Annotated in this window: 18 protein-coding genes and 4 pseudogenes; 10 read left to right on the top strand and 12 right to left on the bottom strand. The window is 61.8% G+C overall.

Going from position 1 to position 22,716, the window contains the following annotated elements; all coding sequences use genetic code 11:
- Nucleotides 1-99 precede the first annotated feature (99 nt).
- Nucleotides 100-1,065: a zinc-binding dehydrogenase gene (locus tag ACFFJ7_RS20930; protein ID WP_377594985.1), complete on the top strand. Its 966-nt coding sequence runs from the start codon at nucleotides 100-102 to the stop codon at nucleotides 1,063-1,065.
- 19 nt (nucleotides 1,066-1,084) lie between these two features.
- Here the strand turns inward: ACFFJ7_RS20930 and ACFFJ7_RS20925 are convergent.
- From ACFFJ7_RS20925 to ACFFJ7_RS20910, 4 genes and pseudogenes are all read right to left on the bottom strand, one after another.
- Nucleotides 1,085-1,264, bottom strand: a pseudogene (locus tag ACFFJ7_RS20925) (Rid family hydrolase); the annotation flags it as partial.
- A gap of 220 nt (nucleotides 1,265-1,484) precedes the next feature.
- The gene (locus tag ACFFJ7_RS20920) at nucleotides 1,485-2,288 is read right to left on the bottom strand and encodes an ABC transporter ATP-binding protein (protein ID WP_377594984.1); all 804 of its coding nucleotides are present in this window, start codon (nucleotides 2,286-2,288) and stop codon (nucleotides 1,485-1,487) included.
- Between the two features lie 2 nt (nucleotides 2,289-2,290).
- Nucleotides 2,291-3,322 carry a FecCD family ABC transporter permease gene (locus ACFFJ7_RS20915; RefSeq protein ID WP_377594983.1) on the bottom strand — a complete coding sequence of 344 codons (1,032 nt, stop codon included), beginning with the start codon at nucleotides 3,320-3,322 and terminating at the stop codon, nucleotides 2,291-2,293.
- 80 nt (nucleotides 3,323-3,402) lie between these two features.
- Complete coding sequence (locus ACFFJ7_RS20910) at nucleotides 3,403-4,542, bottom strand: ABC transporter substrate-binding protein (protein ID WP_377594982.1); 1,140 nt, start codon at nucleotides 4,540-4,542, stop codon at nucleotides 3,403-3,405.
- Between the two features lie 312 nt (nucleotides 4,543-4,854).
- Here ACFFJ7_RS20910 and ACFFJ7_RS20905 point away from each other — a divergent pair, with 312 nt between their 5' ends.
- Together ACFFJ7_RS20905 and ACFFJ7_RS20900 are read left to right on the top strand one after the other, a co-directional pair.
- Entirely contained in the window at nucleotides 4,855-5,835 is a 981-nt protein-coding gene (locus ACFFJ7_RS20905; protein ID WP_446686895.1) for a LysR family transcriptional regulator, read from the top strand.
- A gap of 50 nt (nucleotides 5,836-5,885) precedes the next feature.
- Nucleotides 5,886-6,179: pseudogene (locus tag ACFFJ7_RS20900) on the top strand (integrase core domain-containing protein); the annotation flags it as partial.
- Nucleotides 6,180-6,356: 177 nt separating this feature from the next.
- Here the strand turns inward: ACFFJ7_RS20900 and ACFFJ7_RS20895 are convergent.
- From ACFFJ7_RS20895 to ACFFJ7_RS20875, 5 genes are all read right to left on the bottom strand, one after another.
- On the bottom strand, nucleotides 6,357-6,956 hold the full coding sequence (locus tag ACFFJ7_RS20895) for a DAK2 domain-containing protein (RefSeq protein ID WP_377594980.1): 600 nt from the start codon (nucleotides 6,954-6,956) through the stop codon (nucleotides 6,357-6,359).
- The gene (locus ACFFJ7_RS20890) at nucleotides 6,953-7,951 is read right to left on the bottom strand and encodes a dihydroxyacetone kinase subunit DhaK (protein ID WP_377594979.1); all 999 of its coding nucleotides are present in this window, start codon (nucleotides 7,949-7,951) and stop codon (nucleotides 6,953-6,955) included. The genes ACFFJ7_RS20895 and ACFFJ7_RS20890 overlap by 4 nt, the downstream gene beginning before the upstream one ends.
- 56 nt (nucleotides 7,952-8,007) lie before the next feature.
- Nucleotides 8,008-8,856 (bottom strand): carbohydrate ABC transporter permease, encoded by an 849-nt coding sequence (locus tag ACFFJ7_RS20885; RefSeq protein ID WP_377594978.1) that lies wholly within the window; start codon nucleotides 8,854-8,856, stop codon nucleotides 8,008-8,010.
- Nucleotides 8,853-9,794 (bottom strand): carbohydrate ABC transporter permease, encoded by a 942-nt coding sequence (locus tag ACFFJ7_RS20880; RefSeq protein ID WP_377594977.1) that lies wholly within the window; start codon nucleotides 9,792-9,794, stop codon nucleotides 8,853-8,855. Before ACFFJ7_RS20880 ends, ACFFJ7_RS20885 begins: the two co-directional genes overlap by 4 nt.
- 62 nt (nucleotides 9,795-9,856) lie before the next feature.
- Entirely contained in the window at nucleotides 9,857-11,188 is a 1,332-nt protein-coding gene (locus ACFFJ7_RS20875; RefSeq protein ID WP_377594976.1) for an ABC transporter substrate-binding protein, read from the bottom strand.
- 128 nt (nucleotides 11,189-11,316) lie between these two features.
- On the opposite strand from ACFFJ7_RS20875, the gene ACFFJ7_RS20870 reads away from it, so the two are divergent.
- The 4 genes and pseudogenes from ACFFJ7_RS20870 to ACFFJ7_RS20855 all read left to right on the top strand — a co-directional run.
- Nucleotides 11,317-12,723, top strand: coding sequence for an FAD-dependent oxidoreductase (locus tag ACFFJ7_RS20870; protein ID WP_377594975.1), 1,407 nt, complete (start codon nucleotides 11,317-11,319; stop codon nucleotides 12,721-12,723).
- Between the two features lie 23 nt (nucleotides 12,724-12,746).
- Entirely contained in the window at nucleotides 12,747-13,823 is a 1,077-nt protein-coding gene (locus tag ACFFJ7_RS20865; protein ID WP_377594974.1) for an ABC transporter ATP-binding protein, read from the top strand.
- Nucleotides 13,824-13,923: 100 nt separating this feature from the next.
- Complete coding sequence (locus tag ACFFJ7_RS20860; RefSeq protein WP_166956108.1) at nucleotides 13,924-14,823, top strand: dihydrodipicolinate synthase family protein; 900 nt, start codon at nucleotides 13,924-13,926, stop codon at nucleotides 14,821-14,823.
- Between the two features lie 286 nt (nucleotides 14,824-15,109).
- A pseudogene (locus ACFFJ7_RS20855) lies at nucleotides 15,110-15,696 on the top strand (transposase); the annotation flags it as partial.
- A 119-nt stretch (nucleotides 15,697-15,815) separates the two neighbouring features.
- Here the strand turns inward: ACFFJ7_RS20855 and ACFFJ7_RS20850 are convergent.
- Nucleotides 15,816-16,562: an IclR family transcriptional regulator gene (locus ACFFJ7_RS20850; protein ID WP_377594973.1), complete on the bottom strand. Its 747-nt coding sequence runs from the start codon at nucleotides 16,560-16,562 to the stop codon at nucleotides 15,816-15,818.
- Nucleotides 16,563-16,697: 135 nt separating this feature from the next.
- Here ACFFJ7_RS20850 and ACFFJ7_RS20845 point away from each other — a divergent pair, with 135 nt between their 5' ends.
- Nucleotides 16,698-16,898: a hypothetical protein gene (locus ACFFJ7_RS20845; RefSeq protein WP_377594972.1), complete on the top strand. Its 201-nt coding sequence runs from the start codon at nucleotides 16,698-16,700 to the stop codon at nucleotides 16,896-16,898.
- A gap of 163 nt (nucleotides 16,899-17,061) precedes the next feature.
- Here ACFFJ7_RS20845 and ACFFJ7_RS20840 read toward each other — a convergent pair.
- Both ACFFJ7_RS20840 and ACFFJ7_RS20835 read right to left on the bottom strand, forming a co-directional pair.
- Nucleotides 17,062-17,698, bottom strand: a pseudogene (locus tag ACFFJ7_RS20840) (IS5 family transposase); the annotation flags it as partial.
- 499 nt (nucleotides 17,699-18,197) lie between these two features.
- Nucleotides 18,198-19,007: an IclR family transcriptional regulator gene (locus ACFFJ7_RS20835; protein ID WP_377594971.1), complete on the bottom strand. Its 810-nt coding sequence runs from the start codon at nucleotides 19,005-19,007 to the stop codon at nucleotides 18,198-18,200.
- A gap of 343 nt (nucleotides 19,008-19,350) precedes the next feature.
- On the opposite strand from ACFFJ7_RS20835, the gene ACFFJ7_RS20830 reads away from it, so the two are divergent.
- Together ACFFJ7_RS20830 and ACFFJ7_RS20825 are read left to right on the top strand one after the other, a co-directional pair.
- Nucleotides 19,351-20,976 carry an ABC transporter substrate-binding protein gene (locus ACFFJ7_RS20830; protein WP_377594970.1) on the top strand — a complete coding sequence of 542 codons (1,626 nt, stop codon included), beginning with the start codon at nucleotides 19,351-19,353 and terminating at the stop codon, nucleotides 20,974-20,976.
- 256 nt (nucleotides 20,977-21,232) lie between these two features.
- Nucleotides 21,233-22,642, top strand: coding sequence for an amidase (locus ACFFJ7_RS20825; protein ID WP_377594969.1), 1,410 nt, complete (start codon nucleotides 21,233-21,235; stop codon nucleotides 22,640-22,642).
- Nucleotides 22,643-22,716: the final 74 nt, after the last annotated feature.

Here is a 22,716-nt window from a genome sequence, read left to right as displayed (position 1 = left end):
ACGGCCTCCAAATAGAAGCCTTAAATCAAAATCGGATTCAGCAGTCAACCTTTGTCCACGAGCGCTAGTCTGATCGAATACTGAATCGGGAGAGTTACATTGAAAGCTGTTACTGTTTCAAAGACGGGTCCAGAAACTCACCTCGTTCTTGCCGAGCATACAGAACCTGGAGCCGCGCCGGGCGAGGCAATTGTCGCGGTTCGTGCCTTCTCTTTGAACAACGGTGAGGTTCGAGCAGCACTTCACGAAGGTGTCGACGGCGACCGGCCCGGATGGGATCTGTCGGGCGTGGTGGAAAGCGCACCGAAAGGATCCGGGTTCCAGCCGGGCGATCGCGTCGTGGGCTTGGTGTGGGGAGGAGGCTGGGCGGAACGCGTAGCCGTGCCGACCAGCCGGCTGGCCAAAATCCCCGATGGCGTGAGTTTCGAAGCGGCCTCGACTCTTCCTGTCGCCGGGCTCACCGCGGCCATAGCGTTGCAGAAGAAGGCGATCGGCAAGGGAAGTCGTGTTCTTGTCACGGCGGCTACGGGCGGTGTCGGCGTCTATGCGATCCAACTCGCAGCGGCTGCGGGCGCGCATGTGACAGCCTTTGTACGGGCCGCGGCAAATACGGAATTCCTACGCAACCTTGGCGCAGAAGAGATCGCAGTCGGTCTCGAAGCAGCCGAGAAAGGCGGTCCCTACGATCTGATCCTGGAGGGCGTTGGGGGCACTCTCCTGGGCGAAGCGCTGATGTGGCTGGCGCCGCGCGGCGTTTGCGTTCTCTTCGGCGATGCTTCACAGGACACGCTCACGACCTTTGACGCCCGTCGCTTCCGTCTACAGTCGGGCGGAGCGTATGGTGGCACGGTTCTTTACGGCTTCTTCCTGATCGATGAGTTGACCCGGCCCGAGGGGGCGGCCGATGGATCGGCCCTTCTTGCCGACCTCGCCCGCCGCCTGTCGGAAGGGAGTTTGCGCCCGGTTATCGGGCGAACCGCACAATGGACGAGAATCGATACAACGGCCCGCGAACTTCTGAAGAGAGAGTTCAGCGGGAAGGCCGTCCTGACAGTCGGCGGATGAGGGAAAGCTTCAGGATTTACTTGTTCTCCGGGTCAGTATGGAACGTCGTGACGTCCACGAGATCATCGTATGTGCAGCCTGCGGCGTCGAGTGTGGTCTGGAGATTGTCGAAGGCCAGCTGAACCTGACGTTCGAAATCAGGTTCAGATGTTCCATCGCCCCGGCTGCCAATTTGCCCTGAAACAAAAAGAAAATTGCCTGGGGTTTTGTCAGCTCATCCTCCTTCGTCATTGCCGGTGCGCAACCGACACACGGCGACGGCGGTGCCGCCTATAGGAATGGAGATCGTCATTCGACATCTGGATGCGGTAGCGCCCGTTTACGCGAAGCAACATGGCAATATGTGGAACGCTAAAGTCAGGTTAAATTGATGAACAGAACCATCAAGGATGGCCGCATTCAAATGAACAACTAGAAACTTACCCTGCCTGATCGACGATGATCTGCAACGTGCCTTTCGTGCAATGCTCAACACGCGCCTCGACCTCATACACCGCTGCCAGCATGGCACTGGTGACGACATTCGCCGGAGTGCCGAAGTCATGCAGCGCGCCTTGGTGGAGAATGGCGATCTGGTCGGCATACTGCGCGGCAAGCGCTATGTCGTGGAGGACGATGAGGACAATCATGCCATGCTGACGCGCCAGACGAACCGCCTGCTTCATGACCAGCGCCTGATAGCGCAGATCAAGCGCACTGGTTGGCTCGTCAAGCAACAGAACCTCCGGCCTGCGCACGACCACCTGCGCAAGGCTCGCCATCTGCCGCTGGCCACCGGACAGCGCGCTCAAGCTCCGGTTGGCGAGTTCCGCGATCCCGATCTCGGCAAGCGCCTCATAGGCCCGCTGAATAGGGGCCGCCGACGGGCTTTCCGTCCGAGTATTCGCGGGAGGCGAGGCACGCAGAGCGCCGACAACCGTCTCCAGAACCGACAGGCCGATCCCGGATGGCAGTGTCTGAGGCATGTAGCCAAGACGGGCCGCCCGTTCCGCCCGCGGTTGCCCGATCAACTCCTGCCCATCGAGCCGGACGCTGCCCGTGATATCGCCCAGCCCGGCGAGACCGCGCAGCAGGGTGGATTTGCCGGCGGCGTTCGGCCCTATGAGTGCCGTGAGCGAGCCGCGCCGCAGCGGTGGCAAGCTGAAATGGCGGATAACCGGCACGCGGCCATAGCCGAGGGTTACATCCGATATGATGAGTTCGTTCTTGCCGGCAGGCTCCATGTCTATGACTTCCGTCTCAGAATGAGGGAGATGAAGACAGGCACGCCGACCAGTGCCGTGACGATGCCGACCGGGACGATGATACCCGGCATGATGATCTTGCTGACGATCGACGCCAGAGACAGCAGCAGCGCCCCCACCAGAGCGCTTGCCGGAAGCAGGAACCGCTGGTCCTCGCCAACCAGCATCCGGGCGATGTGCGGCCCGACAAGACCGATGAAGCCGATCGGCCCGACAAAGGCGACCGCGATCGAGGACATCAGACTGATGCGGAACAGCGACGCGAACCGCAGCCGCCGGACATCGACGCCGAAGCTCAAGGCCCTGTCCTCCCCCAGCCGGAGCACCGTCAGCCGCCAGGCCGCTGCCATCGAGAAAGGCATGACGATGGCAAGGACAGCCGCAAGGATGGCGATCTTCTCCCAAGTCGCGCGGGCAACGGTGCCGAGCATCCAGAATACCAATTGCTGCAATACATCGATCGGAGCGATCAATTGCAGCAGAGCGACCAGCGCCTGGCAACTGAACACCAGCGCGATGCCAAGCAGGACCAGCGTTTCCTTGCCGGCTCCGCTGATCCGTGTGGTTGCTTGAAGGAGCAGGACCGAACCGAAGGCAAAGGCAAAGGCGAGAGCCGAAACGGCCCAGCTCTGCGACAGCCCGGGAAAGGAAAGATGGAACACGACGGCGGTGGAGGCCCCGACAGCCGCCGCCGAGGAGACGCCGAGTGTGAACGGGCTCGCCAGCGGATTGTCGAGAATAGTCTGCATCTCGGCACCGGAGAGCGACAGCACCGCACCGACCAGAAGAGCCATAGCGGCATAGGGCAAGCGAACCGACCAGACGATGACGGAGGTCGTCGGATCGGCGAGAGCGGGATGGAAAACCGCCCCGAAAAAATCCGCAAGCGACAGGCCCGAGGGGCCGGTAACGATATCGGCGATGGCAGCGCCGCTCATCGCCACGGCGAAGACGGCAATGAGGGCAAGGCGGCGCGCCACCTGCCGCCGATGCAGGTCAAAAACGGCGGCCATGGGGGGCTCGTAATGCCGGCTTTCGTCGACAGGGCGTATCGCACGCCCTGTCCCGCAACTTTTGTGACCAGCCGGGATCATCACGGCTTCAAAGCCTTATCGATCCAGTAGGTGCCGGTATCCTTGAACGCCGGCAGGAAAGTGGCATAAAGCTCGCGCTCCGTCGCCTTCGGGTCGAGATCCTTGAAGAGCTCCGGATGCACCCACTTTGCCAGCGCCTCGATTGCCAGAATGCTGTACGGCGAATTATAGAACTCATGCCAGATGCCGTGCGCACGGCCATCGCGGATGGCCCTCAGGCTGCTGAACTCCGGACGGGCAAGCACCTGCGCCAGCGAGCTCGCGGCCTGTTCCGGCCCAACCTGCGCGCCGAGCAGCACACCCGGAGCCCGATTGCCGGTGGCAACATAGATGTCGGGGTCGGCTTTCAGCGCATATTCGACGCTGATGTCGCCAATCGCGCCGGGCACGACGCTCGAAGCGATATTGCGACCGCCAACCGCCTTGATGAAATCGCCCATGCCGCCGTCACCCGTGGTGTGACCGGGCGTCGGGAAGACGCCAGCGAGCAATTCCATAAAGACCTTCGGGCGGGACTCTTCCGGCAGGGAAGCCACGGCGTCGGTGATGCGCTTCAGATGGGTGTTATAGAAATCGAGGAAGGCGGTCGCTTCCTTGTCGCGGCCCAGCGCCGTTCCGAGCGCGGCAAAGCTGGTGCGCATGCCATCGATGGGGCTGACCCGGAAGTCAACGAACAGGACGGGAATGCCCGCCTTTGCCAGCACGTCGGCAATCGGGCTGTGCTCGGTCGGGCCGTGGCCGGAAATGCTGAAGACAGCAAGGTCCGGCTTCAGCGAGAGGATCTTCTCCGCGCTGACGCTTTCCTCGGATGCCTCGCCGATCAGGGGAATGTTGGCGACCTCCGGATACTGGGCGACATAGCCGTCAAAGGTCTTCGGATCGAGTTTCCTCAGGTCATTCTGCCACCCGGCGATGCGGCTGAACGGTGCGTCGCGATCGAGCACGGCCAAGGCATAGAACAGACGCCCCTCGCCGAGGACGACATTCTGGACATGGTCAGGAACCATGACCTTGCGTCCCAGCACGTCGGTCACCTCAGCGGCGTGGGACGTTCCGGCCCCGATACAAACAGAAAAAAGAGCGGCAAGACCTGCCGCCTTGAGAATTTTACCAAAACGTTGCATGAAATAGCACTCCATCATTCGATAACTACTGGCGATCCATCTCGGTCAAGGATTCCAATCAGCTCATTTTTGAAAACTGAAAGGATGAAGACTTGACAAGAACGATGAGCGCTCAGGAACGATTGTGAGCATCTATGCGCAGTGTCGGCACCAACGGAAGTGAAACTTCGACATCACAACATGAATGAAATGAATATTATAATTGCAATAAACTGCATAAAATGCATGATAGGTGGCATGAACCATGGAACGAGGTAAATGGTTTAATGTTTTTTATCAGATAGATAATCCTATCAAGGCGATCTTAACCCCACTTCTGTTACTGCCATGATGCGGCCATCCGGAGCTTACGCCTTCGACATGAACCATCCCAATATTTCAACGATCGATCTCAACCTGCTGCGTGTATTCGACAGTATCTTCCGCGAACGCAATATCTTACGGGCGGCCCACCAACTCGGCATGAGCCAGCCGGCGGCGAGCCACGCCCTGGCGAGATTACGCCATGCCCTGAAAGACGACCTGTTCGTCCGGTCGGCGCGCGGCATGCAACCGACGCCGCGGGCAGAGCAATTGGCAGGTCCGGTCAGGCAGGCTCTCAACTATTTCGAGCTTGGGCTACAATCCGGTCCCTTCGATCCCGCCACCTCCGCGCAACGCTTTACCATTGCGCTCGACAACGCCAGCGCCGTCACGCTGACAGCACCGATCATCGAAGCCGTCACGAAGGCCGCTCCGAACGTGGTCACCGAGTTGCGGCCGAGCGGTACGCTAGACATCGACAGGATGCTCGATGAGGCCGATCTGGACCTGTTCATCGGCCGCGCGCGCGAACCACGGGAGCGTTTCGCGTCCGAAGAGCTTTTCAGTGACGACTTCGTGGTTGTGCATCGTCGGGCGGAGAACATGCCATCTCCTCCCCTCGATCTGACGGCGCTGGCCACCCGCCCGCATATCCGGCTCTCGTCGGCGGGCGACAATACGGATTTTATCGATCTCTGGCTGAAGGAGCACCATGCACATCGCGAGATCCGTCATTCCGTCCCTTTGCTCGGCTGCGAAGCCGTGCTGCGCCAGCACGATGTCCTTGTCATTACACGCAGAAGAATTGCCATGGAACTGTGCAGGGGGACCGGCCTGGTTTCGGATGAACTACCCTTTGTCGCGCCGCGCGTGGCGACCAACATGCGGTGGCATCGGAGGCTCGATGCCCAACCCGCACATTCATGGCTTCGACAGATCATCCGACAGACAACACTGGATTACCGCCTGATAGAGGCAGCGACGGCGCGGAAAGCCCAGGGATGACGGGGCCCGCTCGGTCATCGCGGATAATATCCTCGACCGCGACTTCCAGGCGGAACGACCGAGTGGATGCGCTGCTGCATCATTCGGACCAGGGATCGCAATACACAAGCGAACAGTTTCGGCGCTTGCTGGCAGACAGCGGCATCACCTGCTCTATCAGTCGGGCAGGCAATGTCTGGGATAACTCAGCGATGGAGAGCTTCTTCCCTACGCTGAAGGCCGAGCGGACCGCCAAGAAGGTCTACCGCACGCGCGATGCTGCGCGGGCTGACGTGTTTGATTACATTGAGCGCTTCTATAACCCAAGACGCAGGCACTCAACACTCGGCTATGTCAGCCCGATGAAGTCGAAACTCAGACTATGCTTGCCTAACATGCTGTCCACGGAGCCGGCAGCAGGCCACGGGTCATCATGGTCCGGCAGACAGGCCCGCGCCTGGCCCTTCTGCTATCGCCACCAAGGGAATCTGGCGACGATCGGCGGGGGCGCAAAGCGCGCCGGCGTCGGGAAAACCTGCAGCTCAGGCGAGGAGAAGCGCCGCCGCCAGCATTCCCGGATCGTCCGCCCCGATGCTGCGCTCCGGAAACATCCGCGCCCGCCCGATACGGCAGGGCCTGTCGCGGAATGCGGCCAAGGCCTGTTGTGCCGCCTGCGCCGCGACCTCCCGGCTCACCTCGCCGCCGCCCAGCGCAGCCGCAATGGCGTAGAGACTGTCGAGGATGGTCTTGTCACCGGTTTCCGCCTTGCCACGCATCGAGATCGCGTCCCGCATCGCCGCGACGATGCGGGGCAGGTCGGCAGGCTCGGGATCCCTGCCGGCCCCTTCGATCTCCCTCGCCTCCCTGGCGAATGTCATCGCGCCGGTGGCAACAAGCGTGCCAAGGCTCGATCCTGTCTCTTTCATCGCCGCCGCGGCGAGCCGTTTGCCCGCCTCCGAAACCGTCGCGGCCCCGGCCGCATTCGCAGTGGCCATCGCCGCGAAGACCCGACGCAGCATCGACCCGGTATCCCCGTCGCCAAGCCTGGCATCCGCCGCGTTGAGGGTCTGCTCCTCGCGTGCGGCTCCCGCGCTCAGACAGGCGACGAAGGCTGCAACATCGCTTGCCGTGATCGCCATCATCCTACCCTCCAGAACGGGCAACTGGCGGGGGCCGATATCAGCGCTTCCAGTTCCCCGTCGAGCACCATCAGCGACAGCGATGCGCCTGCCATCTCCATCGAGGTGACGAAATTTCCGACCAGCGGTGCGGCATGGCTGATACCGGCGTCCTTCAGACGGCGTTCGACACGCCGCCAGAGGATGAACAGCTCCTCGAGCGGCGTCGCGCCCAAGCCGTTGACCAGCGGCATCACCCGGTCTCCCCGGCCCGGCTTGAGATCGGCGAACAGGCGATCGACCATCTCGTCCGCGACCTTGTCGGCGGGGGCAATGGGCGCCCTCCAGATCCCCGGTTCGCCGTGGATACCCATGCCGAATTCCATCTCGTCCTCTCCGATGTCAAAATTCGGCGCGGACGCCGTCGGCACCCGGCAAGGCGCAAGGGCAACCCCGATCGATCGCGTCGCCCCGTTCGCCTTCTGCGCCAGCGCGGCAACCGCGGCAAGATCCCGCCCTTCCGCCGCTGCGGCACCCGCCGCCTTGTAGAGCAGCACGATTCCCGCCACCCCGCGACGCTTGGCTGCTTCATCCGCGCCGGCGCTGGCGACGTCATCGGTGCCGAGAACGGTCTCGCAGGCGATATCATCCATGCCGGCCATCTCGATGGCCAGGTCGAAATTCATCCGGTCGCCACCGTAATTGCCGTAAAGGCAAAGAACGCCGGTTCCGTGATCAGCGGCGCGGATCGCGTCTAGGCAACTTTGCGCATTCGGCCCCTCGAACACGTTACCGATGGCGCAGGCGTCGGCGAAACCCGGCCCGACATAGCCGGTGAACAGGGGCAGATGACCGGAACCTCCCCCGGTCGCGATACCGACGCGGCCTTGCAGCGCGGGTTCCCGGCGGGAGATGCAGCGGCCGCTCTCGCCGCCTAGAACCAGCCCGGGATGGGCCGAGGTAAGCCCGTCGAGGATCTCGTTGACATAGTCGGCAGGTGCGTTGATCAGTTTTTTCATTCTTGCTTCCCTCATGACCGCTTGATCGATCAGAATTCGCTCAACTCGGAGAAACGCTAGCCCTTGACCGCGCCCGACAGGACACCGCGCAGGAAGTAGCGTTGCACGAAAGTGAAAAGGACCACGACCGGGACGGTGGCCAGCGTTCCGAGCGCCATGATCTCGCCCCAACGCACATCGAACGAGGTGATGAATTCCGAGATGCCGACCGGAACCGTCTTCAGCTCGGTCGATGTCATCACGATGCTGGCGAACAGGAATTCGTTCCACGAAAGCACAAAGACAAAGATCGCGACCGAGAAAATGCCCGGCAACGAGAGCGGCAGCACGATCCGCACGAAAGTGCCGAGATAGGACGCTCCGTCCACCCAAGCCGCTTCGTCGATTTCGCGCGGCAGTGTGTCAAAGAACGATTTGAGCATCCAGACAGCGAAGGGAAAGGTCAGGATCGTGTGGCAGATGACCAGCCCGATCCGCGTGTCGATCAGCGAAAGCGCGTTCAGGATCATATAGATCGGCACGAAGAGCACGATCGCCGGAAACATGTAGGTGACCAGTGCGGCGATCAGGAATACGGACTTGCCCGGAAAATCGAACCGGGTGAGCGCATAGGCTGCGAGCGTGCCAATGACGAGGCACAGAAGCGTGGAGGCCAATCCCACGATCAGGCTGTTGGTGAAGAACACCGCCGCACCACTGTCGCGAAAGACGGTGACATACCAGTCGATTGTCCAGCGATCCGCGAGGATGCGCGGCGGCGATGAGAAAAGCTGGTCAGCCGGCTTGATCGAGGAAATGAACATCCATGCCAGCGGCAGCGCGATAAACGCTGCAAGCGGCAGGGCGACGGCATAGCTCGACATGCGCTGCATGGTTGCCCGCAGCTTCATTGTTTGCTGCTTCATGGACGACCTCCCGAGGCGACGCGCAGGACGAGGCCATAGAGCGCAATGGCCACCAGGATCATCACGCCCAGCGTAACCGCAAGCGCGGACCCGTAGCCGAAACGGAAAAACCCCATAGTTTCCTGATAGATCCAGATCGGCCAGTGCTCGGTCGCCCCTGCGGGACCGCCCTTGCTGACAAGCCAGATGATGTCGAAGAAGGTAATGGTCCAGATGAAACGCAGCACGAACAATATTTTTGTGACCGTCCAGAGGTTCGGCAATGTCACGAAGCGGAACTGCTGCCATGAAGTGGCGCCGTCTACCTGGGCCGCCTCGTACTGCTCCGGCGGAATCGACTGGAGTGCGGCCCAATAGGAAATCATGACGAAGGGAAACCCGCGCCAGATGTTCGCGAGGATAACGCTCCATGTCGCCCCCTCGGGCGAGGCAAGCGGGGACTGATCGGGCACCAGGAGCCCCAGATGCTGCAGGCTCACGGCAACGATGCCGAAGGAGCCGTCCAGCATCCACCGCCAGAAGAGGGCCAGCGCGATGACGGGCACGACATAGGGCAGCAGTAGGATCGAGCGGATCGCGCCCATCCCGGGCATGTTGCGGTTGATCGCCAGCGCCGCCAGCAGGCCGAGCCCAAACTGGCCGATCAGTGACCAGAAGGTCCATACTGCCGTGTTGGTCAGGACCGGCCAGAGCTTCGGCGCGTTGAGAATTTCCGCATAATTGCGCAGGCCCACGAATCTCTCGGCGCCGGTGAAGGCGTCGACGGCGACGAAGGAAAGCCGGATAGCCTCCCATATTGGATAGGCCACGAACAGCACCATGAAGATGACTGCCGGCGCCACGAAAATGAGGCCCGTCACCGCGCGGCTCCCGGCCGCCGTCAGGCCGTCCGCGCGCGCATGCGGAGCGTGCCCGGAAAAAGTTGAAGAATTCTGCATAGTTGCTCCAGAACCCCGCTGGCCGCGGGCCGGACGGAAACGGCCCGCCCACGGCCTGGCGGTCAATTGCCGATCATCTCGATCTGGTACTGCAGCTGAGAATCGATCTGTTCGATCGCGCTCTCAGGCGTGATCTGGCCCAGCGCTGCGGCCTGGATCGCATCGCCGATGAACGTGGTCGCCTCTATCTGGCCCGTCAGCGGGTTCAGGCCCGCTTCCTGTCCGTAGCGATACCAGTTCGGCATCACCTCGTTGAAGATCGTTTCGATCTCCGGCTTGAACCTGCGCACATATTCATTCGACTGGTAGGTCTCACTCTCGAAGGCGCTGCGCGTCGCAGGCAGGGCGAAGATCGGGCGGCTGTTGGCGCGCTCGGCCACACGCTCGGGCGTATACATGCAGGTCAGCAAGCGTTTCGCGGCCTGTTCGCGCTCGGGTGTGGAACGCGCCACAAGATAGTAGTATCCGCCGTTCAGCGATGCCACCGGAGGCTTGTCCGCCGTGGGGCCGGGGAACGGGAAGACGCCCATGTTGTCAAGCATCGTGGGATTCTGTTCGGCCGCGATCAGGACGACTGCCCCCCATTCGTTGGTCATGGCCAGCTTGCCCTGAACGTAGCCGTTGCGGAAGTCGTTCCAAGTCCACTCGACCGAGGAGGGCGGCGAGGCGGTCTTGTAGAGATCGAGCATGAAGCTCAGCGCCTTGACCGCTTTTTCCCGGTGTTCGTTGAACGCATATTTGCCCGTCTTCGGATCGAAAATCGTGCCGCCAGTCGCGTAGAAGAACTGGAAGAACGTTTGCGGCGCGACAAGCGAGCGCCCCATCGGCACGGCGAAGCCATAGACGTCCGGCGTACCGTCACCGTTCTCGTCCTTCGTCAGCACTTTCGCCGCCGCTTTCAGTTCGTCCCACGACTTCGGAACCGCGATCCCCGCCTTTTCGAACAAGTCCTTGCGATACCAGACTTCCTGATGCAGCGCCCAATCCGGCAGCCCCCAGATCTCGCCATTCTTCGACACGGCATCGAGATAGGAAGCGCGGAAATCGTCACGTCCCAGCTCGTCGACGACATCCGTCACCGGCACCAGCCCGCCACGCGACTGGACGAAGGCAACGGCTCCCTCCAGCGTATTCATGATGTCGGGCGGCGAGCCGTTGCGCATGGCGGTGATCAGCCGCGTGTACATCGAACCGAACGGAATCGTTTCGAAGTTCACCTTGAGACCGCCCTGCCCGGCGCGGCACTCCTCGATCTGTTTCTTGATGACGTCCGCCTGACTGGCAGTCGTCAGATTCGTCCAGAATGTCAGCGTCTGCGCCGCCGCCGGCGCGACGACAAGGGCCGCGATGGCCAGTACAGCAGCCGACAGGCCCCCTTTGGAAAATCTGTTCATGGCGTTCATCCTCCTGTGATCCTCCGGTTCGACTCCGGATATGACACGGCGTTTAGCAAAACCGTCTCTTGCTTATGTCCCGTATTGTGGACTATTGTTCCGACAAATCAAGAGGGAGGTTAGTGGATATGATGACGATTCGGGAGCCGGAACGCGAAATTCAGGTACTGGGCGCCCACGATGTGATCGTCGCTGGCGGCGGCACGGCAGGCGTGATGGCCGCCATCGCAGCCGCCCGCAACGGCGCCTCGACGCTCATTCTGGAGCGGAGCGGCTTCTTCGGCGGCAACATCGCGACCCAGCTCCTGGAGCATAGCGCGGGATGGCAGGATGCCGCCGGTCACCCGATCGTGGGCGGTCTTCCCCTGGAAATGATCGACCGGCTGAAAGCCGGCGGCGCATCCCCCGGCCTGGTGGACGACGATACGGGCTATACGCGAACCCGCCTTCCGGTCGAGCACGAACTGTTCAAATCGCTGATCGTGGAGTGGCTGGACGAGGAAGGGGTCGCGATCATGCCCCAGGCGCCGGTTGTCGCGGTGTCGGGAGCTGGCGTCGCGTCGGGGACTGAGGCGGCTCTACACGCAATCTGCGAGACCAGAAGCGGCCGGATCGCCTTTTGCGCTAAGGCAATGGTCGACGCCACGGGCGACGCTGACCTGTTTGCCAAAGCCCGGTGCGACTTCCATCCGACCTCGGCCACGCAGCCGGTTTCGATGATGTTCAAGCTGGGCAACGTGGATCATGCGGCCGCCCTCGCCTATGTCCGCGCGAATCCCGGCGACTTCAAAATGGATGCGGGTCAGCCCGGCTTCGAGGGGCGCCACTACTACAACCTCTGGGGTTACGGCGCGCTGTTGCGCCGCGGCTTCGAGGCAGGCATCGTCTCGCTTGACCGGAAGGAGATGCATGTCGCCTGCCATGTCCTCACCCGCGAGGCGGTGATCAACGTCACCCGATATGCCGCCGACGCGACCGATGCCGGAGACATGGCGCGGGCCGAGCTTGTCCTGCGCCGGCAGGTGCGCGAGTTCGTCCGGTTCTTCCGCAAAATGGTGCCAGGATACGAAAGCACCTTCCTGTCCGCGACAGCCTCCTGCGTGGGGGTGCGCGAAAGCCGAAGGATCAAGGGCCGCGCGACACTGACGGACGACGATGTACGCTCCGGCCGGGATTTCGCGGATGCGGTCGCCCGGGGCGGCTTCCCGATCGATAGCCATGACGCGAAGGGCAACAGCATGGACGGAACCGAGCCGGTGCCGTCGGGCTACGACATCCCGCTGGGCGCCATGCTGCCGGTGAATGGGCCGAACCTCATCGCGGCCGGCCGCTGCATATCGGCGGAACGGCGCGCGTTGGCCAGCGCCAGAATCACCGGCACCTGCATGGCCATGGGCCAGGCCGCCGGCACGGCCGCCGCCCTCTCGGCGCTTTCGGGCATCCCGATGGTCGATCTCGATATCGCGCAGCTTCAACAGCGGCTTCGCGAGCAAGGGGCCCTCTTCGGAGGCAAGACGCGCGAACCGGCCATCTGAGCGATCGGGCAAGGAGAAAATGCATGGGAACCATATCGCTGCAGAACGTGGTCAAGCGCTTCGGAAGCGTGGATGTCATCAAGGGCATCGATCTGGAAGTCGGCGAAGGCGAATTCGTCGTCCTCGTCGGACCTTCGGGCTGCGGAAAGTCCACCCTTCTGCGGACGATCGCCGGGCTTGAGGACATTTCCGCAGGCTCCATCGCCATCGGGAGGCGAACCGTCCACCACCTGCCGCCGCAAAAGCGCAACATCGCGATGGTGTTCCAGAATTATGCGCTCTATCCGCATTACACGGTTGCGCAAAACATGGGCTTCGGCCTGCGTCTGCGCGGATTGCCGAAGGAGGAGATCCGCCGCAAGGTCGAGGAGGCGGCGCGGGTTCTGGGCCTTGAGGAGTACCTCGGCCGCTATCCGCGCAACCTGTCAGGCGGTCAGCGCCAGCGTGTCGCCATGGGCCGGGCCATCGTGCGCGACCCGGACGTCTATCTTTTCGACGAGCCGCTGTCGAATCTCGATGCCAAGCTGCGCATCGCCATGCGGACCGAAATCAAGTCCCTTCACCAGCGCCTGGGCCGCACGACCGTCTATGTTACGCACGATCAGGTCGAAGCGATGACCATGGCGGACCGGATTGTGATCCTGCGCGGCGGCGAAATCGCCCAGCAGGGCACGCCGATGGAACTCTATGGCAAGCCCGCCGACCGCTTCGTCGCCGGCTTCATCGGCGCGCCGACGATGAACTTTCTCGACGGCAGTATCGAGGCGGAAGGCGACGACCGTTTCATCCGGCTCACCGGGGGCTTGCGGACCCGCGCGCCGGGCTCGACGCCGACCGGCGCCGCTGTCGCCGGTATTCGGCCGGAAGATTTCCGGATCTCGTCCGACCCTGGCATGCACGATGCCATCGCCGGCAGGATCGCCCTCGTCGAGCCGACAGGCCCATCGGATTACCTGCTGGTGGATACGCCGTCCGGCCGCGTCACCGTGGTCGCCGCCAACGGGATCGGCCGTGTCGGCGACCAGATCACGCTCACCCCCGCGCCCGGGGCATGGCACTTCTTCGCACCCGGCGAGAACGGGCGTCGGCTGGCCGGCTGAAAGACCTGACTGCAGGCCCTGGCGTGGCTTGCAGATTTCCGCCCCTCGGAAACGGAAGGGGACCGAAATCATGAATATAAACGCCACTAGGAGGATCAACGTGACACTTGACAAGATCGCACTGAAAAAAACCCTGACCGGCATTCTGCCGCCGGTCACCATGCCGTTTGATGCGAACGGGCGTCTGGTGACGAATGCCATCGCCGGTCAGATCGACTGGATTCTCGACAATGGCGCGGATGCGGTGGTCGCCGGAGGCTCCACCGGCGAAGGCCACACGCTCAGCGATGGCGAATTCCGCGATGCGATGATTGCGACCTACGAGGCAGTCAAGGGCCGCAAGCCCTTCCTGGCAGGGCTTATCGTCAACTCCACCCTTGAGGCGACCGGGCGTGTGAAGCTGCTTGAGGACATCAAGGTCGACGCACTGCAGGTCACGCCGGTGCACTACCTGTTCAAACCCGGCGCAGATGCGACGGTCGAACATTTCCGCCGGATCTGGGAAGAATGCGGTATCCCGATCCTGATCTACAACGTCATTCCGTGGAACTACCTTTCCTCCGACCTCATGCTGCGCATCATGGACGAAGTTCCGGGCGTGATCGGTATGAAACAATCTTCGGGCGATCTGAAATCGCTGTCCGATCTCGTGCAAAGCGCCAAGCCGGACAACATCGTCTTGTCGGGTATCGACGCCCTGCTCTACTCGGCTTTCGCCATGGGAGCGGACGGCGCGATCTCCGCCCTGACCTCGGCCCTTCCTGGCGTCACGACCAGGCTTTTCCATCTGACCCGCGAGGGCAAGCATCCCGAGGCGCTGGAAATCCATTGGAAGCTCAACGCACTGTGGAACGTGCTGCGTCACGACAACCTGCCGGCTTGCGTGAAATACATCCAGCACCGCCAGGGCCTGCCCCTCTACAATCCGCGTGCCCCCATGGAGGCAGTCTCGGACGAGCAGAAAACGGCCATTGACAGCGCCCTCAAGGCGCTGATCTGAAACAGGTATACCGACTACGGCGCCTCCGGCGCCGTAGTCGGTCCTTGAAACATGATCCCATTTCCTGAAATCGGAACGTGCTCTACAGCATCAGGCCCAAAACTGTGCGCACTTCTGGGATGATTTTATGCGAATATAAACAAATATAATGCCCGATCAATTCCGTTTTAAACATCAGACGTTCTACAATCTATACTGTTTACGTTGAAAAAGGACAGATGATAATTTCCCTATTTTTAGCGAATTCTGATCAATCATATGATTCCATCTGATCGGAACGCGCTCTAATAATCTGTCGCCGTGGAAGAGCGTTTATCAACAGGCGCAATGCTGGTTGCGTGCCGGCTGTTTCAAGGCGCTGGCCGAAGACCTGCGCATGCTTCTACGGCTTGCCGCCAGCCGACCGGACGAGCCCCGACAGCCGCGATCATCGACAGCCGCACCCTGCGCTCGACGCCGGAAAGCGGAGCCAGAGCCGGATATGATGGCGCGAAGTGCAACAAGGGCTCCAAACTGCACATGGCCGCGGATACGCTCGGCCATTTGCTCGCCATGTACGTCACCGCCTGCCAATGTCGGAGACAGAGCCGAAGCGGGCCGCATGGCCGAGGCGATCCAGGTCGCCACGGATCAGAGTGTGGAGATTACTTTTTCAATCAGGAATATACAGGTGAGGAACCGGAGAAATCAGCAGCCGAACACGGTATTCGGCTTGAGGTCGTCAAGCTGCCGGAGGCAAAGCTCGGCTTCGTCCTTCTGCCCAGACGACGGGTTGTCGAGCGATCCTTCGCATGGGCGACACCTTTCGGACGACTCTTCAAGAACTATGAACGATGCGCCCAGACCCTTGCCGATCTTCATATCGTTGCATTCGCCTGGTCTGTATCAGGTTGCAAAACATCGCTATACTTGCCGCAAGTTCATGATCGCCTCTATTTATTTTTTCGCGTTTTCTTCATGCTAAAGTGGTATCCACTTTGCTTGACAACGCTTTAACTGACGTAACCGAGCGCGCGCGAGATGCGATCCGCGTGGTAGGTGACGACTTTTGCAAGCTCCTCGACATTCTCTTTCTTAAGCTGCCAGGAAGGACCGGAAATCGAGAGCCCCGCAAAAACCTTGCCATGCTGGCCGCGGATCGGTGCGCCGATGCATCGCAATCCGGGCTGATGTTCGCCCTCGTCGACCGCGTAGCCACGCTCGCGGATCCCGGTGAGTTCCTGACGCAGAACCTCGCCATCCGTAATCGTTGCCTCGGTGAAGCGTTCTAGGCCGCGCTCGATCAGCCGATCGATGACCTCTGCCGGCTGGAAGGCGAGCGATGCCTTTCCGACGCTGGTGCAATGCGCCGGTGCATTCTCGATAAGGTTCGACTTGGTCGCGGCTTCGCTCCCGCCCTCGGTGCGGCGAATGACGACCGCCCGAAAGCCGTCGAAAATTGCGACCGTCACGATATGCCCGGTCATCCGTTCCAGCGCATCCACGAAAGGATAGGCCTCGCGGTGAATATCGAGATTTGACAGCGCGACGCTGCCCAGCTCAAAAAGCTTGAGCCCGAGCCGATAAGCGTCGCGCTCGCGATCTTGATCCAGAAATCCGACATCCCGCAACGAAGCCATCAGGCGATGGGTGGTAGAGCGGGGAAAGCCGGTCCGCGCGCAGATGTCCGACAGCGACAGCGCCCGGTCGTCGGTCGAGAAACACTCAAGGACCTTGACCAGTTTGCCGAGCGACTTCATTCCCTCCTCGGGGGCCCGGCGATCGGATACGTCAGTTCTAGCCGTCACGTCTCTGTTCCACTTGTTGTCGGTTAGTGCTCAGCATACGACTCCCACTCACCTGACATTAGGCAATTCAGGATACTATCCCGCAATATGGACTATCGACATCCATTCTGCAATCCTGGCTTTATCCTCCTTCCGTATGAAAAGAATGACCCTGCGGCAGGCAATCGCACCATCCTGCTTGGCCTGATGGGCCTCGTGACGTTCGTCATTCTCGCTGCCGTCGCCAGCGAAGCAGGGAGCGCGGCCCTGTTGCTCACCATATCGAAATCCTCAATGGCAGCATGGTAGTTTACCTCAGTTTCTCGTCATCGGACCAACGCTGTGATGGCATCGCCATCGCCGTCAAAACCTCGAATGTTCGAATCCGACTCACTTTGTTGCTCAGCGGCCAAGTAGGAAGGGTTTCCATGTCTGTATCGTCATGATCTGGAACGCTTCTCTCGTGGGAGGACGAGCTGTCGATGCCGCGGCGAGCGATGCGCGGCGTGATGGAGCGCTTGCGCAGGTCCTTCCGGCAACGGTCGAAATCGCAGCCCTTGTCGGCATGGAGCTTCTTCGGCCACTTGCGGGCCGTCCCCGCCGCTGCCGAATCGGATGGAACGCATCGACCACCTCGGTCAGCGCCATGCTGTCATGGCAATTGGCTCCGGTCAGGACGATGGCGAGAGGCAGGCCCTTGCGGTCGACCACGATGTAGCGCTCGGTACCCGGTTTGCCCCGGTCGGTCGGGTTCGGGCCGACCGCGTCGCTCCCCTTTTGGCGGCAACTGACGAGGAATCCACCGAAGCACGCGGCCAGTCGATCTCCCCGGCAAGGTTCAGCCGCTCCAGCATTTGGCGATGGATCCGATCCCACAGGCCGGCATCCCGCCAGACGCGCAGCCGGCGCCAGCAGGTTATCCTGGAACATCTCGCCACCTCGAACGGCAGCCGCTCCCAAGCAATCGCGGTGTAGAGCACGAACAGGATGCCAGTCAGCGCATCTCGATCCTCGACCCGAGGCCGCCCGCCTTTCGGGCGTGCCGCAACGGACGGAAACAACGGGGCGATCTCAGCCCATAGGGCGTCGGGCAAAAGTTTCTTGACCACGCCCAAGCCTCAACCAAATAGGGTTAATAAATGGTTTTGTTAGGCGCTCTAAACTGAAACCACGGGAAGAGCTATCGGGTAAGCAGATTTCCAAAATCAAGCAGGCTGAAGCCCTGACGTTTGCCTCTGAAACCATTGATTTCCGTGCCCTGCCGGGTATGCAAGTAAAGATGATTGCAGAGGCTCGCAACTACCGATACCGACATTCGCTGGTGATGGCAATTTAACACATAGACAAAGTCGTCACCATACGGACCGTGCCGACCATGGCGGCGCAAGAGGCCGCGCGCATCGCCATCGACGCCGCGAGCAAGGCGCGCGGGTCCTGCTGATCCGCAACACGGTGGATGCCGCCATCGAGACCGCCCGCGCCGGGGGGCAAAGCGCCGCGACGCTGGTGCTCCAGTCGGCCCAGTCGCGCCAGATAGCAATTTCCTCGGGATATTCGTGCAATGACCGACCAACACTATCGCTGACGAGATAGGAAGGCGATGCGAACTCAGGCCCTGTTGATCTTGCCCGCTGCGGTCATTGCGAGCGGCGCGAAATTGCTCACAAAGCTATCCTTGTCCCATTCGCTGAGCGAACCGCCGATGTGAATGGCCCCAATCGGGCGGCCGTCGTTGTCCTTGACCGCAACCCCGAGGACGACCTCCCCCTGGAGAACCTCCTCAGCAGCAATCGCATAGCCATTTTCCCGGGCCATCACTACCTTGGCACGAATTTCCTTTGGATCAGTCAGCGTGCGCGGGGTGAAAGGCTGGCGATTGGACCGGGCCAAGATGTCGTCCACTTCGTCATCGGAAAGCTGGCTGAGCAGAGCACGGCCCCCGGCCGTGCAATAGAGCGGCACGCTATTGCCGATCAACGTGGCGAAATAGGATTCGCGCTTGCTCTGCAACCGCAGCGCATAGACCAGCCGGAGATCGTCGCGCAGGCTGAGATCGACACGTTCGCCAGTATCGCGCCGCAATTCCACCAGGGTAGGCAAAACCCGCACGATCACGGGGTTCAGCCGCAGATAGTCCAGAGTGTGATCCAGCAGCCGGATGCCCGGCACATAGCCCCGGTCGTCGGGAGCACGCTCCATATAGCCTTGCTGCCGTAATGTATGGACAATACGCTGGACCGTGCTCTTGCCAATGCCGGACCGCGACGCGATCTCGTTCAGCGTCAGCGCGTTGCTGGCGCCGTGGAAGGTCGACAGCACCTGAAGGGCACGGGCTACGGCCTGAATGAAGAGCGGATCTTCTTCTGCCGGGTCTGGCACCGGCCGCACAGCATATTCCACCCTGTCTACTTCACGCATGGCATCTCCAAAATCCTGCTTGACTTGAAACAAGCTCCCTGACTATTCTTAATTTCAATACCTTGGTATCGTCTTTCGATACACCTGTCAACCAATAGGCGCATAGAAGACACCAGGGTATTGAAAAGAGGGGTCTGTTCCGCCGATCCATCAGCCTCGACGGCTGCCGGACGGATCGGGACTGGCCGAGCCTTTCACGAGCAAGAGCGACCCTGCCGCAAGCGCCGGCCGATAACGGGCAGGCAGGGGGCAAACCGACATATGGCGGGCCAAGCTTCGCAGCCGGCCGGACGTCGCCAGTCGGGCCGCCAATCTTTTCACCAACAGGGGAACTATATCTCACATGACAACATCTTCACGCCTTTCCTCCCCCCGCCCTCGGCCTGCCCGCCGCGGCGTGCGCGGCGCGCTGTTCGGGCTTGCCGCGTCGGTATTCGTTGCTGCCGGCGGCATGGTGTCAGCGGCTGAAGCCCGTACCATCACCGCCGTGATGGAGAGCCTGCGCACGCTCGATCCGATCATCACCACCGCCCACATCACCCGCAACCATGCCTATATGATCTATGACGTGCTGGTTGCGGTCGACAAGAACTTCCAGCCACAGCCCCAGATGGCCGGTTGGACCGTCTCGGAAGATGGCAAGGTCTATACCTTCACTCTGCGGAACGGCCTGAAGTTCCATGATGGCGCGCCGGTCACCGCCGCAGATGCGGTGGCCTCGCTCAAACGCTGGGGCCAGCGCGATTCCGGCGGACAGATGATCTTCGACCTGACCGCAAGCCTTGAGGCCACTGACGACAAGACACTGGTCTGGACGTTGGAAAAGCCCTTCCCGCCGCTGCTGGAGACCATTGCCAAACAATCGGCCCTGCCGCCGTTCATCATGCCCGCGCGCATCGCCGCCACCCCGGCCAATACCGCGATCACAGAACACATCGGCTCTGGTCCATTCAGGTTCGTCGCCGAGGATTTTCAGCCCGGCGTCAGCGTTCGCTACGTGAAATTCGAGGACTACGTTCCCCGCAGCGAGCCGCCAAGCTGGATGGCAGGCGGCAAGGTGGTGAATGTCGACGAGGTCAAGTGGGTGACGATGCCCGACCCGCAAACCGCAATCAATGCCATCATGTCGGGAGAGGTGGATTTCATAGATCAGGTGCCGGTCGACCTGCTGCCCATTCTCGAAACATCCGACGATGTCGTGGTCGAGCTGCGCGATGATCTCGGTTACCAGGCCATCGGCCGGATGAACTTCAAACATCCGCCCTTCGACAACAAGAAGTTGCGCCAGGCCGCACTACGGGCACTGAACCAGGTTGACTTCCTCAGCAACATCGTCGGCAATCCAGACTACTACCGTCCCTGCGGCGCGATCTTCGGCTGCGGCACGCCTCTCGCCAACGAGACCGGCGGCGAGACGCTGACCAGTGGCGGTGACATCGAGGGCGCGAAGAAGCTTCTAGCCGAGGCCGGTTACGACGGCACACCGGTGGTCATTCTCCAGACTACCGATGTCAGGGTGATTTCCTCGCAGCCGATCGTCGCCGCGCAGTCGCTGCGCGCAGCCGGGTTCACCGTCGATCTGCAGCCGATGGACTGGCAGACTGTCGTGTCCCGCCGGGCCAACATGGGGCCGCCGTCTGAAGGCGGCTGGAGCCTGTTCTTCACCAACTGGATCGTGCCGGAAGTCTTCAACCCACTGATCAGCCCGATGCTGAACGGGCGCGGCGACAAGGCTTGGTTCGGCTGGCCGCAGGATGACGAGATCGAGGCGCTACGCGCCGAATTCATCGATGCAGCCTCCGACGAGGACAGGCTCGACATCGCGAAGCGGATCCAGATCCACGCAATGGACAACGTGAGCTATCTGCCGCTGGGCCAGTTCTTCTCGCCCCATGCCCGCAGCACCAAGCTCGAGAACATGGTCATGTCGCCGGTCCAGGTATTCTGGGGCGTGACCAAAACGGAGTAGGGCACCGAACCGGAACGCATCGCGACGGGCGCGAGACGAAGCGCGCCTCCTGCCCGTCCGACCTGCCGCGGTCATCGCCGGCGACGCCGCCAGCACGGAGCAACCGGAACGCATTCGCGAGAGCCTCGGCCCGAGCCGGCTGCTGCATGCCCAGTTCCCCACCCTGGTCGCAGGACGACCTGGGGACCCGCTTGCTGACGCACAACCGAGCACCCGCCCGGTTCACTTTTTTCACCTCCCTGATGGAAACCAGGCAATGACGAAACTGAACACCCTGAGCGCCGCCGAGATGATCGACGGCTACCGCAAGGGCACATTCACCCCCGTTGACGTGACCGAAGCGGTGCTGGCGCAGATAGACCTTTGCGAACCCGAACTGAATGCGATGTGGACCGTCGATCGCGAGATCGCCCGCGCCTCGGCGGGGGAGTCCGCCGCACGCTGGAAGGCAGGCAATCCGATCATCGTCCGGGGTGTCAGCCTTGACGGCGTGCCCGTCACCCTCAAGGAAAATATCGCCACGAAGGGGGTTGCGATGCCGCTCGGCACAGCGGTCAGCGACATGACTCCGCGTCCGGCGGATGCGCCGCCGGCAGCGCGCATGCGCGAGGCGGGCGTCGTCCTTCTGGGCCGCACCACCATGCCCGATTACGGCATGCTTTCCTCGGGCCTGTCGAGCTTCCACAAACTCGCGCGCAACCCCTGGAACACGGCGATGAACCCAGGAGGATCCAGTGCGGGCGCCGGCACGGCAGGCGCCGCCGGCTATGGGCCGATCCATCTGGGCACCGACATCGGCGGTTCAGTCCGGCTTCCCGCCGCCTGGTGCGGCCTCGCGGGACTGAAGCCGAGCCTCGGGCGTATCCCGATCGATCCGCCCTTCATGGGGCGCGTCGTCGGGCCGATGACCCGTACCATCGAGGACGCGGCGCTGGCCATGGCCGTACTCTCGCAACCCGATTTGCGCGACCATATGGACCTGCCCCCGAACGATATCCGTTGGCTCGATCTCGATCGCGAGGTGAAGGGCCTGCGCATAGGCCTGCACCTCGATCCCGGCTGCGGAATGCCGGTGGATCCGCAGGTGACGGAAGCCGTCAGCGCGGCAGCCCGGCTGTTCGAGGCTGCCGGTGCCATCGTCGAACCGCTCGCCCCCTGGATGACCGACGAGATGCTCACGGGGCTGGATGACTTCTGGCGCACGCGCGCCGGTATCGACGTCTCGGCCCTGTCGCCGGAAAAGCGGGCGCAACTGCTGCCCATCATCCGCAACTGGGCGGAATCGGGCCTTGGCAAGTCGGGCGAGGAAGTGTTCCTCGGCTACATGAGCACGTTCCAGATTCGCGCCGCCACCGTGGCTGCGACCTCGCGCTTCGACTTCGTGCTGTCACCGGTGTCGCCCAATGTGAGCTTCCCGGCGGAATGGGCTTATCCCTGGGACAATGACGTCAACCGTGCGATGGCCCATATCAACTTCACTCTCCCCTACAGCATGAGCGAGCAGCCGGCGGTCGCCGTCGCCTGCGGCTACGATGACGCCGGAGTTCCGATCGGGCTTCAGATCTCCGGGCGGCGCTTCGACGACCTCGGCGTGCTGCAATTGGCCCGCGCATGGGAGAGGATACGCCCCGAACAACGCCCTTGGCCTTGCGACGCCGGCCTGTGAAGCCTGACCGGCGCATGCCACGATGTGCAACTTGCGCCCGATCCGGTCGCCCGCATTTCCGGGCGGGGGGATCG

Origin of the sequence: Pseudochelatococcus lubricantis, assembly GCF_042432495.1 — a bacterium.
GTDB lineage: Bacteria > Pseudomonadota > Alphaproteobacteria > Rhizobiales > Beijerinckiaceae > Pseudochelatococcus > Pseudochelatococcus lubricantis.
This window is presented reverse-complemented; position numbering and strand designations above follow the sequence as displayed.

Bases quoted from the DNA above. Each gene is read 5' to 3' on its own strand.
- ACFFJ7_RS20920 (WP_377594984.1), bottom strand. From the start codon at position 2,288: ATGGAGCCTGCCGGCAAGAACGAACTCATCATATCGGATGTAACCCTC.
- ACFFJ7_RS20915 (WP_377594983.1), bottom strand. From the start codon at position 3,322: ATGGCCGCCGTTTTTGACCTGCATCGGCGGCAGGTGGCGCGCCGCCTT.
- ACFFJ7_RS20910 (WP_377594982.1), bottom strand. From the start codon at position 4,542: ATGGAGTGCTATTTCATGCAACGTTTTGGTAAAATTCTCAAGGCGGCA.
- ACFFJ7_RS20905 (WP_446686895.1), top strand. From the start codon at position 4,855: ATGATGCGGCCATCCGGAGCTTACGCCTTCGACATGAACCATCCCAAT.
- ACFFJ7_RS20895 (WP_377594980.1), bottom strand. From the start codon at position 6,956: ATGATGGCGATCACGGCAAGCGATGTTGCAGCCTTCGTCGCCTGTCTG.
- ACFFJ7_RS20890 (WP_377594979.1), bottom strand. From the start codon at position 7,951: ATGAAAAAACTGATCAACGCACCTGCCGACTATGTCAACGAGATCCTC.
- ACFFJ7_RS20885 (WP_377594978.1), bottom strand. From the start codon at position 8,856: ATGAAGCAGCAAACAATGAAGCTGCGGGCAACCATGCAGCGCATGTCG.
- ACFFJ7_RS20880 (WP_377594977.1), bottom strand. From the start codon at position 9,794: ATGCAGAATTCTTCAACTTTTTCCGGGCACGCTCCGCATGCGCGCGCG.
- ACFFJ7_RS20875 (WP_377594976.1), bottom strand. From the start codon at position 11,188: ATGAACAGATTTTCCAAAGGGGGCCTGTCGGCTGCTGTACTGGCCATC.
- ACFFJ7_RS20870 (WP_377594975.1), top strand. From the start codon at position 11,317: ATGATGACGATTCGGGAGCCGGAACGCGAAATTCAGGTACTGGGCGCC.
- ACFFJ7_RS20865 (WP_377594974.1), top strand. From the start codon at position 12,747: ATGGGAACCATATCGCTGCAGAACGTGGTCAAGCGCTTCGGAAGCGTG.
- ACFFJ7_RS20850 (WP_377594973.1), bottom strand. From the start codon at position 16,562: ATGAAGTCGCTCGGCAAACTGGTCAAGGTCCTTGAGTGTTTCTCGACC.
- ACFFJ7_RS20845 (WP_377594972.1), top strand. From the start codon at position 16,698: ATGGACTATCGACATCCATTCTGCAATCCTGGCTTTATCCTCCTTCCG.
- ACFFJ7_RS20835 (WP_377594971.1), bottom strand. From the start codon at position 19,007: ATGCGTGAAGTAGACAGGGTGGAATATGCTGTGCGGCCGGTGCCAGAC.
- ACFFJ7_RS20830 (WP_377594970.1), top strand. From the start codon at position 19,351: ATGACAACATCTTCACGCCTTTCCTCCCCCCGCCCTCGGCCTGCCCGC.
- ACFFJ7_RS20825 (WP_377594969.1), top strand. From the start codon at position 21,233: ATGACGAAACTGAACACCCTGAGCGCCGCCGAGATGATCGACGGCTAC.